This is a genomic window from Sinosporangium album, assembly GCF_900100605.1.
In the GTDB taxonomy this organism is placed as follows: Bacteria; Actinomycetota; Actinomycetes; order Streptosporangiales; family Streptosporangiaceae; genus Sinosporangium; species Sinosporangium album.
The window spans coordinates 170,531-184,011 of the sequence record NZ_FNCN01000014.1 but is presented as its reverse complement, the minus strand read 5'-3'; the positions used below and the strand labels follow the sequence as shown (position 1 = coordinate 184,011).

The following is a 13,481-nucleotide window of genomic DNA, read 5'->3' as shown; positions in this document are numbered from 1 at the left end:
GCCCACGGGGAAGAGCCACTCCTTGGCCACCGGGTCCATCTGGCGGACGAGGAAGTGCAACTTCCGCCCGTCCCAGATCGGGGTCTCGACCACACCGACCGTCGCGGCGACCCCGCAGGCCGACCGCACCAGCAGCCGATGCCCCTCTTCACGCACCACCGCGTGCTGAGACCTCAGCGCCTCGGCGTACGGCCGCAACACCTCACCCGCATTCGCCCCTCTGTGGGGTCTCAGAGCCGTAAGATTCATCCCAGATCGCACCTCCAACTGCGATCGAGGACCCGCCGGGCGTCGCCTAACGCCTTGGCGGGTCCGCTTTTCCGGCAAACGTTTGGCACGTTGTCGAACTCAAGTCTGTTGAGCCGATCAGGTGCGTGCCGAGGTGCTTCTAGCGGACACTAGGTGACAGTCGATGACAGTCAGCAGGTAGGAGCGCATGATGAGTAATCTGCCAAGCACTGCTAAGCCGGACTGGGCCATCAGGTTGCATAGTGAGCGGCGCATGCGTGACTGGTCGATGAAGCAGTTGGCGCAGAAGCTCATAGAAGCGGCAGGGGAGGAGCTACGAAGACAACTCCCCTCGAAGGAGTCGATCAAGCGTCGCATTTGTTCGTGGGAGGCTGGGGAGCATCTACCCAGAGACCCTTACCGCATTCTCTATTGTCGGGTCTTCGGCATAGAAGAAGCTGTCCTATTTCCATCCTCACCGCACCATACCACCAGCAACCCGACTCTGAGCACGTCCGATGCGATCGGATCAAACTTAATTCGTCAACCCGTCCAGAGTGAACCCGACGCTTCCAGACCTTCGACTACCATCATGGACTTTGATAAAATAGGGGAAAACGACGACGAAGTGCAGCGCCGTGAGTTTGTTGGGCTAGCTGGAGCTGCACTGTTCGGTGCCGTACTTAACGAGCCCGAAAAAACGCAAGATGCTGGTCGAGATATTGATAATCTCGCCGTCGCCCTGGTCGAATACTCCGCCCCTCCAGTCCCTCCCGTTAGCTTGGATATCGTCGCCGGATTGGTAGCCCAGGCCAAACAGAACTACCAGGCGTGTCGATACGCCGAGGTGACCGCCAAGCTGCCTAACCTGCTTCGCGCGATCCGCTCCGCCTGCACAGTGTTGGGCGGCGATGCGAAACTACGAGCACTCGCCCTATCCGCCGAGTCGCACCATGTCACAGCCTCCATCCTGCTCAAACAGGAAGATAAAGGACTTGCATGGGTTGCGGCAGACCGCAGTGTCCAAGCCGCTCATGCCACTGAGAGCCCTCTGGTAATTGGGTCGAGCTCCCGAATTGTGGTCCGTACTCTCATGCGTGACGCACACCATCGCGTGGCCGCCACAACGGCAAGCGCCACGGCTGCACGAATGAATGCCGATCTGAAGTCACCGACAGCCGACGAACTATCCATCTACGGGTCATTGTTGCTAAGCGGAGCCGTCGCCGCAGCGCATACCGGGAACCGACACGTTGTCGCCGAGCTTATCGACGAGGCTGACCAGGCCGCTCAGCAGCTCGGCTACGACGGCAATCATCAGTGGACCGCCTTCGGACCCTCCAATGTTCTATGCCATCGCGTGAACATCGCTGTGAAACTAGGCGATGCCGGAAGCGCAATTGACTATGCTCGCCGTATCGACCTGGACAAACTCCCAGTCAACGAGCGCAAAGCCGCCCTTATGCTGGATACCTCTCGGGCATTCCTCATGTGCGGTAGGCAAGATAAGGCGCTACATGTGCTGCGGGCCATTCAACAGATCGCTTCTGAAGAGGTCACCAAGCGTCCTGCGGCTCTTCGTCTTATCCAGGACATCGTGACCACGGCACCGAGCAGCGTCCGCCGGGATGCCCGAGAATTCGCCGCATTCCTTGGAGTCATTACATGACAGAGACCGGCAGCATGCTCTACATCATTGTGTGTGCCACAGGAGCGGCAAGCGAGGTGGGCCGATTGGCCCACCTCGCCCAGAACGAGGGATGGCACGTCCAGATCATTGCCACACCGTCGGCCATAAGCTTCATCGACGTCCCCGCGTTGGAGCAGCAAACCGGCCGACCGGTCCGCAGTAGTTACCGCGAACCGAGTGAACGTCGTTCCCCCAAGGCTGACGCAATTATCGTTGCATCAGCCTCCTATAACACCATCAATAAATTCGCTCAGGGCATCGCCGACACCTATGCCCTCGCTCTACTGGCAGAAGCTCCAGGACTTGGCATCCCTATTGTCATCCTGCCGTTCGTAAACTACGCCTATGCCTCACGTGCCCCTTTCCAGCGAAGCGTTGAAAGCCTTCGCGCTGAAGGCATTACGGTTCTTCTCGGCCCCGGTCAGCTAGAGCCGCACGCACCCGGAACCGGGGGCGACACGATTGACAACTATCCGTGGGAATTGGCCCTCCGTAAGATTCAGCACCACCGGATGGAAAAGCGCGTATAGAGGCACCGTGCCTGCGCTCACCGCTCAAGAAGCCTGCCCAGTCCCCATGCCCAGTGCTTCAAGCGACAAGGTCCCCGCTGCCGCATCGCACATTGGAAGCCGCAGAGTGACGCAGCCCCCCATATGCCTGTAGAGAGATCGCAATTCTGCATCAAAGCGGGCGGGGGTCGCGTAAGCCCAGGTCAGCGCTCTCTTGGCATGAGCACCTCTACGAAGGTTTGTTTGTCCAGACACCGGCGCCCCCTCGTGCTTAATTGCGACGCTTCGCGTCGCGGCGAGGGGGCTCTTGACCCGGTGTCTTCCCTCGCGCTAGTGGACCACCTGGGAGGTTATTGGGGCTCCATTGAGGCTCTATTGGGAAAAGGTCGAAAGTCCCTGTGGGTGTGGGACACGCGCCCCTGGGGGCGGGTGCCGTACGGGGGAAAGAGTGGGGTGAGCACGGAAGAGAGGTGCCCTAGATGACCGGATATATCGCAGTAGGCACGGACGGGTCGGATTCCTCGGCCACCGCGGTGAAGTGGGCGGCCGAGGACGCCGCCAGGCGCGGGTGCGGCCTCACCGTCGTCCACGTGTGCGAATCCTGGATCTACGATGTGCCCTATCAGCCGGTGCCGCTGTCCACCGAAGGTCCGGCGGGGTACTGCGAAGGTGTGCTCCAGGCGGCCGTCGAACTCGCCCGCGTGCAGGCGCCCGGGATCGAGGTGACCACCCGGATGCCCCGGGGCCGGGTCACGGAGAACCTGCTCAAGGAGTCCGAGAGCGCCATCCAGGTCGTCGTCGGGTCCCGCGGCCTCGGCGGCTTCACCGGGCTGCTCGCCGGCTCGGTCAGCATCGGCCTGGCGGGCCACGCCGCCTGCCCCGTCGTCGTCGTACGGGAGGTCCCCGAGACCTCTCAGGGCAAGATCGTCGTCGGCTTCGACGGGTCGCCGCACGCCCAGGCCGCCCTCGACTACGCGTTCGAGGAGGCCCGCCGCCGCGACACCACACTGGAGATCCTCTACGCCTGGCAGCTTCCCCTCATGTCGTCCTATGCCGCGGGATACGCGATTCCCATGGACGACCTCTTCAAGAGGAGCGAGGACGCCATCGTGGAGGCGCTCTCCCCGTGGATCGACAAATATCCCGACGTCCACACCACCAAGGCCAGCGTCTCCGACCACCCGGTCTCCGCCCTGAGCGAGGCGTCCAAGCACGCCGACCTCGTCGTCGTCGGCTCCCGCGGCCTCGGCGGCTTCGGCGCGGCGATCCTCGGCTCCATCAGCCGCGGCGTTCTGCACCACGCCCACTGCCCCGTCGCCGTGGTGCCGGCCCCGAGCTGATCCGAGCCGATCCGAGTCGGCCCGGGGCGAGCTGGGGTGCTCCGGGCCGATGTGACCGCGCGGGCCGTGGTGGGCACGGCCCGCGCGGTCATATCGGTCATGTCGGTCTCAGGATCCCAGAGTCCACCCGGGCAGACCGGGCAGCGGACCGTTCAGCGGCGCGGGCACCGCGCTGCGCGTGCTCACCTCGGCGGGCGGTACGGCAGGGCACCTGCTCCCCCGCGGAGGCACCACGAGGTCCGTCAGGTAGCGGTCGAACACCTCGGCCGCGCACGCGCTCCTCGGATAGGCCCCGTGACCCCACCCCTCGTAGGTCAGCAGCCTGGCCTCCCGGCCGATCTGCCGCGCCGTGCTCACCGACCACGGGTACGGCGTCGCCGGGTCGTGCAGCGAACTGCCGAGCAGCAGCGTGGGCGTGCCGTCGACGCGCAGTCGGCGCTGCGGGTTGTCGATCGGCGACGGATGGCCGAGACAGCTGGTGACGGTCTCGAAGGCCAGCGGGCTGAACCGCGTGTTCGGCGCGATCGCCTTGGACCTCTTCACATGCCGGGCGTACTCGCGGTAGTTCCGGATGGGCAGCTGCCAGTCCTGGCAGAAGATCTCCAACGGGTACGGCACGGCCTCTGACGTGGTCGTGAACGGCTTCGCCTTCATCGGCGCGTTCCCCGTGCCGTCCGCGAGCATCGCGAGCACCGAGGCCAACTGCGCCCACGACGGCACGTACCCCGCGATCATCACCTCGTAGGACAGCACCAGCGGGGTGATCGGGAGCGTGGGGTCGCCGGGGGCGTGCAGCTCGCCGCGCTCGGCTCTGCCGTACAGGTCGGCCCACACGGCCTTCACGTCGCGGCCGTGCAGGGCGCACGACGGGGTCCGACCGCACCACGCCACGAACTCGGTGAAGGAGTCCTCAAGCGCCCAGCTCTCCTGGTCGAGGAACGCCCGGGTGCCGATGCTGTGGTCCATGTTCGCGTCGAGTCCCAGCGCGCGTACCCGGCCCGGGTAGCGCTCGGCGTAGATCTGGCCGATCAGCGTGCCGTACGAGATCCCGTAATACGTGAGCTTGTCGTCGCCCAGCGCTTCGCGGAGGGCCTCCAGGTCGTGCGCCACGTTCAGCGTGTCGACGTGGTCGAACATCGGGCCCGTGCGGGTGCGGCAGTCCTCCCTGCGCTTGGTGTTGAAGGCGACCACGGCGTCGAAGTCGGCCTGGTTCTTCAGCACCGTCTGGGGAGCCTGGAGAAGCAGGTCCATGGAGCACAGGACGGGTTGGCTGCGGCCCACACCTCGCGGGTCGATGCCGACGATGTCGAACCTGGATGCCAACTCCGGGGTGAAGGGCAGGTAGTTCGCCAGCACGTCCTGCACCCCGGAACCGCCCGGACCACCCGGTTGGTACACCAGCGACCCGATCCTGGCCGCCGGATTCGTGGCCTTGCGCCGCGCCACGGCGAACTCGAACGTGGGCCCTTGGGGGTTCGACCAGTCGATCGGCAGGGTGAGCTTTCCGCAGTCGACGGTGGCGTCCTCGGGGCAGGGTTCCCAGGTGATGGTTCGCTGGGCGCTCGCCGTAGCGGCCGGCGCCTGGAGGAGAGAGGCGATGAGAGCGGTGAAGGCGACGAGGATGAATCCCATGCGCCTTCGCATTAGCTGCGTCCAGTCGTCATGTTTCGTGATCTTTGCGAGGGCGGGTGCGCGTGTCATCCCTCTCAGGACGGAAGATCGGTTCCACCCCCAGACCGACGCATATCACCACGAGATCCACTACACCCTGGTAATGCAGGGCAAATCAGGTGGATAACGAGGCTGATGTGCGCTTCACCACGGCCTATGGTCAGATGAGACGGTGAGCCGCGCCGTAGAGCAGACCAACCGCCTGATGCTCCGCACCCGGGACGCGATGGACCGTTCCTACGCGCACCCCCTCGACATCCCCGCCCTGGCCCGCATCGCCCACATGTCCGAGGCCCACTTCATCCGCACCTTCCGGGCGACGTTCGGCGAGACCCCCCACCGCTACCTCCAACGCCGCCGCGTCGAACGCGCGATGCACCTCCTCCGCGAAACGGATCGCAGCATCACCGACATCTGCCTCGCCGTCGGCTTCACCAGTCTCGGCACCTTCAGCCGCACCTTCCGCTCGATCGTCGGCCAGTCCCCCAGCGACTACCGCGAAGCAGCCGATGGCCCCGCCCTGCCCACCTGCTTCACCATGTCCTGGGCGAGGCCGAGCAGTTTTGGAGAAGCGCCGCGCGACCAGGGCAAACTAGCCTGAAACCATGTTCAACCGGATCACGCAATCACAGCTTTTCGTCCTCGACCAGGACGAGGCACTCGACTTCTATGTGAACAAGCTCGGCTTCGAGGTCGGCACCGACCAGGACTTCGGCCCTATGCGCTGGCTCACCGTCAAGGTGCCCGGCGACACCGGCCGCGAGCTCCTCCTGGAGAAGCCCGGCCTTCCCGCCCACGACCCCGCGACCGCCGACCAGGTCCGCGAACTCATCACCAAGGGCGCCGGCGGCGGCTGGTTCATCCTCACCACCGACGACTGCCACCAGACCTACAAGACCCTGGTCGAGCGGGGCGTCGAGTTCTCCGAAGAGCCCACCGAGCGCCCCTACGGCATCGACTGCGCCCTCCGCGACCCCTTCGGCAACAACATCCGCATCACGCAGCTCAAGGGCTAACGCACCACCACGCTCAAACGGCCCTCGCCCCCACCTCCGTGGCGGCGGGGGCCGTTGCCGTGCCGCACGGGACTCAACGCGGGTCACGATGCCGGCTCGACCGGCAGTGGCCGGATCAACGGGCACAGGCGCTCGATGAGGGACCGGCCCGTGTCCTCTTGGGACTCCGTGGGCGGGCGCAGCAGCGGTTATGAGGCGGCTTCCAGCCGTAGGTCGTTGCCGCGCCAGGTGGCCGCCAACTCCTGAACCGGCACGTTGAGTGCCTCACCGAGGCAGGCGATCGTGCCGAAGCCGGGGGACGGCAGTCATCCGGGGATCTTGCGCAGGGTTTCCGGCGAGCGGCTGGGCTTTCCTCCAGCGCGCCGACGCCGGTCGTACGGCATAAGCCACATACGTGCGGAGGACCGGAGAGCAGCGCTGAGCTGGCCCGGAGGGACTTTCCTTGAACGCTCTGATCATCCTGTTTTTTTTGGGGGGGGCATACGGTCGGTCCGCCGCCGCGGCCCCCGGCCGGGCCGACAGCGAGGCCCGAAGCATCAGGCTGCGTTGGCGGGCGACGGTGCCAGGGTGTGTGCGGTTCGGATGATGAGGTTGGCGGCCTGGTCGATCTCGATGGCGGTGGTGGTGCGGCCGAGACTCAGCCGGAGGGTTGCGCGGGCCTGCTCGCGGGTGAGGCCGATCGCGGTGAGGACGTGGGAGGGCTCGCCACTTCCGGCGTTGCAGGCCGAGCCGGTGGAGGCGGCGATGCCGGGGAGGCGGTCGAGAAGGTCGGTGGCTTCGACGCCGGGAAGAGTGAGACTGAGGTTCCCGGGCAGTCGCCGGTGTCGGTGACCGTTGACGCTGGCACCGGGGATCGCCGTCAGGAGGCGGTCTTGGAGCCGGTCACGCAGGGCCCGGATGCGGGGTGGGGGCGGGACTGCGTCGGACGTGATGAGGTGGGCGGCGGCACCGAAGCCGACGATCTCGGGAACGTTGGGAGTACCGGCCCGTAGTCCGCGTTCTTGTCCGCCGCCGGTCTGCTGGGCGGTGATGCGGAGGCCGCCGCGGATGTAGAGGGAGCCGATGCCTTTGGGCCCGTGAAGTTTGTGCGCGGACATGGAGGCGAGGTCGACGCCGAGGTCGACGACGTCCAGCAGGCCGTAGCCGGTGCTCTGGGCGGCGTCGGTGTGCAGGACGATGCCGCGCGGGGCGGTGATCTCCTGCTGTGCGGAGGACTTGCGGCCGAGGCCGCCGCCGAGCGGGTCGCTCCTGATTACGAGTTCCTCGAATGGCATCGCGAGGGCCTGGCCCTGCTGACGAACCTGCCGGTGCGCGAGCTCGCAGCCAGGACCGTCGGCGTCAACCGGCTGCGGACCCTGCCGCTGGTCATCCCCTCCCGCGGGGTGATCACCGACTTCGTCGAGCGATGGTACGGCCCGGACTTCCGCTCGCAGCTGCAGATCGCCGCCGAGATCGACGACATCTATTACGGGCTCGCCCTGCTGCGGTCCCGCATGACCTATGGATGCATGCTGTGTGCCCGCTCCATCGGCGAGGCGGCCGTCGACGGGCGTTTACCCACCAGCGAAGACTTCCGCCTCATCGACTTCGCCAACGACTTGAACCCCATGCTCCAGCTGATCTCCGGTGTCTTCGCCCGCAAGGGCGAACGCGAGACCTATGACGCCTCCCACCCGCTGAACATCCTGTGGGACGCCTTCCGTGACGAAGCCGCCTCCGGCAGGCCCCTGCCCCTGTGACCTTAAGGACCCCTCGTGCTGCTGGCCTCGGTCAACCTCAACAAGCGTCTCGGCGCCGCAGGCGCCCGCTCGAACCTCGCCGCCTGGCTGCGCGAGCACGGCATCAAGGCCGTGCTCGCGCGGGAGCCGTTCAAGCCCGCTGACCGGACGCCGCCCCTGCTCAGCGGCTTCACCTTCGCTGGCGGCGACGGACGCCTGGCCGCCTGGACCAGCGAAGACCTCGCCCCGCCCGCCGTGTCCTCGCCGAAGACGTGGGTCCAGCGGATCGAGCTGGAATGGATGGTCGTCCTGCAGCTGCATCTCGACGCCTATGCTGGCGCCTCCCGGGCGGCCCAGCTGGCCGAACTGGCAGCGATGGCCGCCGCCGAGGACGGCCGCCCGCTGTTGATCTGCGGGGACTTCAACCTCGCCCCCCGCCCCGAGGACGGCCTGTTCGGTGAGGAGACCAGCACCTTCACCACCGACGCCGAACGGCAGACGTTGCAGCAGCTGATGCACGGGGCGGGTCTGGTCGACACCACCGTCGAGACGGCACCCGCCTTCACCTTCGAGCGTGTCTTCTCCGGCAAGCTCAGCCGCTTCCGCTGCGACCTCGCCCTGCTCAGCGACCACCTGACAGCGACGACCACCATCACCCCGGACGTGACGGTGCGGACCGGCCCGAGGGCGTTCACCGACCACTCCGCACTGCTGATCGACCTGCCCGTCACCCTCCATAGGGCCGAGCCGGACAACGTGCTCTTCGCACTGAGCGACCTCACCGGCCAGAGCTCCGTTGCCCAGGCCAGGAGGAGGTATCAGCCCCATAAGACCGCGATGAGCCGCCAGGCCCCTTCTCCGGCCTCCCGGGCCGTGACCGAGCACCTGACCGGCCCCCTCGGGGTCACAAGCGTCCTGGACCACGGCTGCGGCCGCGGCACCGACGTCGCCCACTACCGCTCGGCGGGCCTGGACGCCGAAGGCTTCGACCCGCACGACGACTTCGGCTGGCCCCGCTCCCAGCGGACCGGCTTCGACCTCGTCACCTCGATGTTCGTCCTCAACGTGCTGCCCGACCCGTGGCAGAGGATCCAAGCCCTCAAGGACGCGGCGTCCTTCGCCCGCCCCGGCGGCCATGTCGTGGTCGTCACCCGCTCACCCGAGGAAATCACCAAGGCCGCCGCGGAGGGCGGCTGGATGGCCCACCTACCGGCTCACGGACCGCAGTGTGAGCGTGCGGTGGTCCACACAAGACGACCAGGCGTGGACCGGCCACCGCAAGCTCGGCTCCCGCCCCGCGACCGCCAAGGACGAGGAGGCCTGGCGAGCCGACGGTTCGCCGACCTCGTGGTCATACCGCACGGAGGGCATGAAGATCCGTCTGTCCACGAAACCGGGCAAGGGTAACCGATGGCCGTCAGGCCCCTCATCAACCGAGGACCAGCAGAGCGTCGACGACCGCCGCGCGCTGGTCGGGATAGGCTATGCCGCTGCGGAGCAGGAAAGGGTCGTCGACACAGCGCACGCCCCACCGCCCCGCGAACGTCGGCCGCTCGCCATCTGCAGTAAACAGGATCGAGCCGTCGACGAGGCTCTCCTTGGGAGCGCTGGTCCAGTGCCTCAGCTCCGACCGGGCGGTGTCGATGAGCGGTGGCGCGTTGATCCCGGCTGGAGCGACGACGTTGCGCTGCTCCAGTTCCTCCCAGTCATCGACTAGCGGGTTGTCCTGATCAGGCGGTGGATCGGGGGTGAGTTTCGGCTGCTCCATCCATCCCTGTTTCTCCGCCTCTGCGGCTTCAAGCGCCGAGGCGAGAACGCCGACCACCGCGCCGACGGCGGCGCCGACCAGCCCGCCGAGCCCGCCGCCGACCGATGCCCCCGCCACTACCTTGGTCATGAACACACGTGACCAGGGATCGTCGGCCAAGTCCTTGGCAAGCTTGTGGACGGGCTCGGCTACGGACGCGCCGAAGTCCATGCCCTGAGGATCGACGTCGCCTGCGGCGGTAAGCGGTGGATTGTGCGGATAGAGGTTGTGCGTTCCGGAGGCGGCCACCACCACCGGATGGTCGTTGACGGTCAGCAGTTCGCTCCACGGCACAAGCTGCATTCGCGCGGTCGCGTGATCCTCGAAGTCCGGCGTTGTGCCACGCCACCGCTGCCCAAACGCGCCGTGCAGCGGCGCGACCTTGTCGGCAGGAAGTTCAGGTCCTTCGTCTGTCCGCCGCGCAATCACGGCAAACGTGGTCCAGTCGCCTTCGTAGTCGCCGGTGTAGGGGTCGTCTTGCGGGCCGAGCGCGGTGCGCCGCCGGGGTTGGCGGTGCCAGGGGAAGAGGAAGTGGAATGCCACAACCACGATTCCGCCGAGCAGCTTGGGCACCTCGCGTGGTCTGAGGCCGAACCGTGCGGTGCCGTTCGACCCCAGCCCTGCCAGATAGTCGTCGACCTCCCACACGTCAGCGGTGAACCACGGCTGGCGCAGTGTGGGCCGGGGGCGATCGTGGGTGCGGCGGTTGCCGGTATCTGGGCCGACCCGCACGCTGTCCTGCCAGGCGGCAAAGTCCAGCCATGTCTCACCCTCTGGAGGGGAGAGGAACGGGTATCCGAGGTCGTTACGCTGGCCGAGGTAGCTCTCGGCGACGCCGTCGCCGTCCGGATCGGATGCGCCGTGCACATCCTCAGCGGGGTCAAGGCTGATCCCGCCGCGTTCGATCAAGGGGCGCCGTTCACCACCCGAGAGTCGTCCCCACGTCGCCTTGTCGTGGTGAGGCGGGTAAGAGTTCCATAGCGCGGCCCGCTCCACGTAGTCACTGGGCGACACAGGATAGTCAGGCTCTTGCGGGGACAGGTACAGCAGCGGCGTGAACCGTGCGACGAGGTCGGCCTTGGCCGACGGCGACAGCGGCATCCAAGCCTCCTAAGTCTGCAGGGCATCCGATGCCGCTGCAATGAAACCGGCCCATGAGGGGTCGGCGTCCGCCAGCCGGGCCGGATCGAGGCACCCGTGCGTCTCACCGAGAACTTCGCGCAGTTGGTGGGCGAGCGCTGAGGCGTCCTCCAACCAGGTCGGTCCAAGTAGGTCCTCAAGCAGCCGGCGCAGCGCGACGATCGTGTCGATCATGCTGGCGTCGGTCAGGGTGTCGGCGGCCCAGTTGCGCTTGTAGTCGCCAAGGAGCCGTTCCAGCTCTTCTTGGGCCTGACCGCTGCCGTGCACAGCAGCGAAGAACCGGCGCAGCAGCTTCTCCCAAGCGCGCCCGATCTGGACGAGGTTCCGGGCCGCGACGGGGTCGGTGGCGCACCGCAGACATTCCCAGAAGCGGTCCCACTGGTCGTATGCCTCCAAGCTGATGGAACGACTGAGAAAGGCACGGAGCGGCCAGTTCTCGTCGTGCTTGAAGACCCGCACATGGTCGATGAGCCCATCGAAACCGAATTGGTCGGCCAGTGTCCAATTGCCGATGACCACGCCCGCACCGCCCACCGGGCCCACTCCGGACTCGTAGCCGCCGCGCGCCGCCACGAGCTGGTCGTCGACGAACAGCCGGGCCCGTGCGATCCCATCGTGGTAGAACACGACCTTGCACCATTGCCGCATCGGCAGCGGGCGCGCTACGCCGTCGGGGCTGTCTGAGGTAGACGACACCGTGACCCACTTCGGGTCCGCCGAGCCGCCGTGCAAGCCGAACACGCTTCCGGTCAGGGCGTCGTCGGTGTCGACGAACAAGGCAAAGCTGCCGTCGCCCTCGATGATGTTGCGGCGGGTCCCTGTGGGTTCGACCCAGAGCCATGTCTCGATGGCGAGCGCCCGCAGGTCCCGCCAACACTGGCGAGGAGCGATGCGTACCGAGGAGGAGTCAGGGGTGAACCGGAGCGCGCCGCTGCCTGGTTGCCGCCCGTTCGGTTCGAACGCGGCCCCGGTGACGAGGCCGTGATTGACGTAGGGCGTGCGGTCGACCGCCGGAGTCGGCTCAAGGTAATCCTGGTCGAGAATCAGTTTCAACACGGTGGGCTCCCGTTGTGGCGCAGAGGCTGTCCGGCGGCCATATTGGGATGTTCCCTGGCCGCTTTGGGACCAATCCGGCGTACGGCATTCCGCGCCGCTGCGTCTCGCAGCGTCGGTATTGGTGTTCCCGGCGTGGGAGGCGGCGGCGATAACGTGGCTGACGACCACACCGACCTGCGCGAACGCGTAGGGTTCCGCGTCGCAGAGGAGATGATGACGTGCTGGCTGGAAGGCTATATCTGGAGGCGGACGGTCCGAGGTTCCAGATCGACGAGGTGCCCGTTCCCGAACCCGGACCGGGGCACGTGCTCGTCAAGGTCGAGGCGGCGGGGGTCTGCTTATCCGACGTGCACCTCATTGATGGAACGCTGCAACCGTTCAGGCTCGGCGGGAGCGCGGTCACGCTCGGCCACGAGGTCGCCGGCACCGTCCACGCGCTCGGCCCCGGAGTCACCGGCCGACAGGTCGGCGACCGGGTGCTGCTCCAGAGCGGCGAAGTGCGCGGCGGCGATGTCTACACCCGGGGCGTCGACTATGACGGCGGTTGGGCGGAGTACGCCCTGGCTAGGGTCGACACACTCGTCCCCGTCCCCGACGACCTGCCGTTCGAACAGGCGTGCTTCATCCCCGACGCCATCTCCACCCCCTGGGCCGCCATCACCGCGACCGCCCAAGTGCGGCCCGCCGAATCCGTCGGCGTCTGGGGAGTCGGCGGCCTCGGCGCACACGGCGTCCAACTGCTCCGCCTGATCGGCGCCGCCCCCATCATCGCCGTCGACCCGCTCCCCGCGGCCCGGCAGCGCGCCCTCGACTTCGGAGCCGACCTCGCTCTCGACCCGGCCGAACCGGACCTGCGGAAGAAGATCCGCGCCGCCGCGGGCGGCGGGCTCGACGCGGCGTTCGACTTCGCCGGGGCACCCGCCGTACGCGAGCAGGCCGTCACCTGCCTCGGGTACGGCGGGCGCCTCGTCCTCGCCGGGCTGTCGGGCACACCGATCAGCATCGCCGACGACACGATGTTCAGCTTCTTCGCGCAGAAGCTGCTCGGGCACTACGGCTCGCAGCCCGAACACGTCACCCAGCTCGTGAAACTGGTCCGCGCCCACCGGGTGGACTTCTCCCGCTCCGTCAGCGCGATCATGCCCCTGGCCGACGCCGCCAAGGCGGTCCACATGCTCGACACCAAGCAGGGAGACCCCATCCGGATCATCCTCAAACCCTGAGATTGACCTTGCCCCTGGGGGAAGACGCACGGTGGGGACACCGGGCAAAAGCCCGGTGTGAGGAGGGCGGCATGGGTCTGTTG

Annotated in this window: 13 protein-coding genes; 8 read left to right on the top strand and 5 right to left on the bottom strand. The window is 66.9% G+C overall.

Translation table 11 applies throughout. The features are described 5' to 3' along the window. Positions 1-201 (bottom strand): hypothetical protein (locus BLQ73_RS17085; RefSeq protein ID WP_176955505.1); only part of this gene is annotated, 201 nt, incomplete at its 3' end. A 301-nt stretch (positions 202-502) separates the two neighbouring features. Here BLQ73_RS17085 and BLQ73_RS31410 point away from each other — a divergent pair. From BLQ73_RS31410 to BLQ73_RS17075, 3 genes are all read left to right on the top strand, one after another. Next, entirely contained in the window at positions 503-1,897 is a 1,395-nt protein-coding gene (locus tag BLQ73_RS31410) for an XRE family transcriptional regulator (RefSeq protein WP_143020303.1), read from the top strand. Further along, complete coding sequence (locus BLQ73_RS17080) at positions 1,894-2,448, top strand: flavoprotein (protein WP_093171444.1); 555 nt, start codon at positions 1,894-1,896, stop codon at positions 2,446-2,448. Before BLQ73_RS31410 ends, BLQ73_RS17080 begins: the two co-directional genes overlap by 4 nt. Before the next feature lie 458 nt (positions 2,449-2,906). Next, the gene (locus tag BLQ73_RS17075) at positions 2,907-3,767 is read left to right on the top strand and encodes a universal stress protein (RefSeq protein ID WP_093171443.1); all 861 of its coding nucleotides are present in this window, start codon (positions 2,907-2,909) and stop codon (positions 3,765-3,767) included. A 108-nt stretch (positions 3,768-3,875) separates the two neighbouring features. Here the strand turns inward: BLQ73_RS17075 and BLQ73_RS17070 are convergent, their stop codons facing one another. Continuing rightward, a complete protein-coding gene (locus tag BLQ73_RS17070; RefSeq protein WP_218125894.1) occupies positions 3,876-5,399 on the bottom strand; it encodes an alpha/beta hydrolase in 1,524 nt (507 codons plus the stop codon). Between the two features lie 211 nt (positions 5,400-5,610). Here BLQ73_RS17070 and BLQ73_RS17065 point away from each other — a divergent pair, with 211 nt between their 5' ends. After that, positions 5,611-6,039, top strand: coding sequence for a helix-turn-helix domain-containing protein (locus BLQ73_RS17065; protein WP_176955504.1), 429 nt, complete (start codon positions 5,611-5,613; stop codon positions 6,037-6,039). Between the two features lie 4 nt (positions 6,040-6,043). After that, positions 6,044-6,454 carry a VOC family protein gene (locus BLQ73_RS17060; protein WP_093171442.1) on the top strand — a complete coding sequence of 137 codons (411 nt, stop codon included), beginning with the start codon at positions 6,044-6,046 and terminating at the stop codon, positions 6,452-6,454. A gap of 536 nt (positions 6,455-6,990) precedes the next feature. Here the strand turns inward: BLQ73_RS17060 and BLQ73_RS17050 are convergent. Further along, positions 6,991-7,728 carry a cysteine desulfurase family protein gene (locus tag BLQ73_RS17050; protein ID WP_218125893.1) on the bottom strand — a complete coding sequence of 246 codons (738 nt, stop codon included), beginning with the start codon at positions 7,726-7,728 and terminating at the stop codon, positions 6,991-6,993. 33 nt (positions 7,729-7,761) lie between these two features. Here BLQ73_RS17050 and BLQ73_RS17045 point away from each other — a divergent pair, with 33 nt between their 5' ends. Together BLQ73_RS17045 and BLQ73_RS17040 are read left to right on the top strand one after the other, a co-directional pair. Then, positions 7,762-8,193, top strand: a complete 432-nt coding sequence (locus BLQ73_RS17045; RefSeq protein ID WP_218125892.1) for a hypothetical protein — start codon at positions 7,762-7,764, stop codon at positions 8,191-8,193. A 15-nt stretch (positions 8,194-8,208) separates the two neighbouring features. Continuing rightward, complete coding sequence (locus tag BLQ73_RS17040) at positions 8,209-9,579, top strand: methyltransferase domain-containing protein (RefSeq protein WP_093171441.1); 1,371 nt, start codon at positions 8,209-8,211, stop codon at positions 9,577-9,579. Positions 9,580-9,601: 22 nt separating this feature from the next. Here the strand turns inward: BLQ73_RS17040 and BLQ73_RS17035 are convergent, their stop codons facing one another. Continuing rightward, a complete protein-coding gene (locus BLQ73_RS17035) occupies positions 9,602-11,080 on the bottom strand; it encodes a hypothetical protein (protein ID WP_093171440.1) in 1,479 nt (492 codons plus the stop codon). Positions 11,081-11,089: 9 nt separating this feature from the next. Further along, on the bottom strand, positions 11,090-12,175 hold the full coding sequence (locus tag BLQ73_RS17030; RefSeq protein WP_176955503.1) for a LamG-like jellyroll fold domain-containing protein: 1,086 nt from the start codon (positions 12,173-12,175) through the stop codon (positions 11,090-11,092). Between the two features lie 218 nt (positions 12,176-12,393). On the opposite strand from BLQ73_RS17030, the gene BLQ73_RS17025 reads away from it, so the two are divergent. Beyond that, complete coding sequence (locus BLQ73_RS17025) at positions 12,394-13,398, top strand: zinc-binding dehydrogenase (RefSeq protein ID WP_093171438.1); 1,005 nt, start codon at positions 12,394-12,396, stop codon at positions 13,396-13,398. The last annotated feature ends 83 nt before the right edge of the window (positions 13,399-13,481 follow it).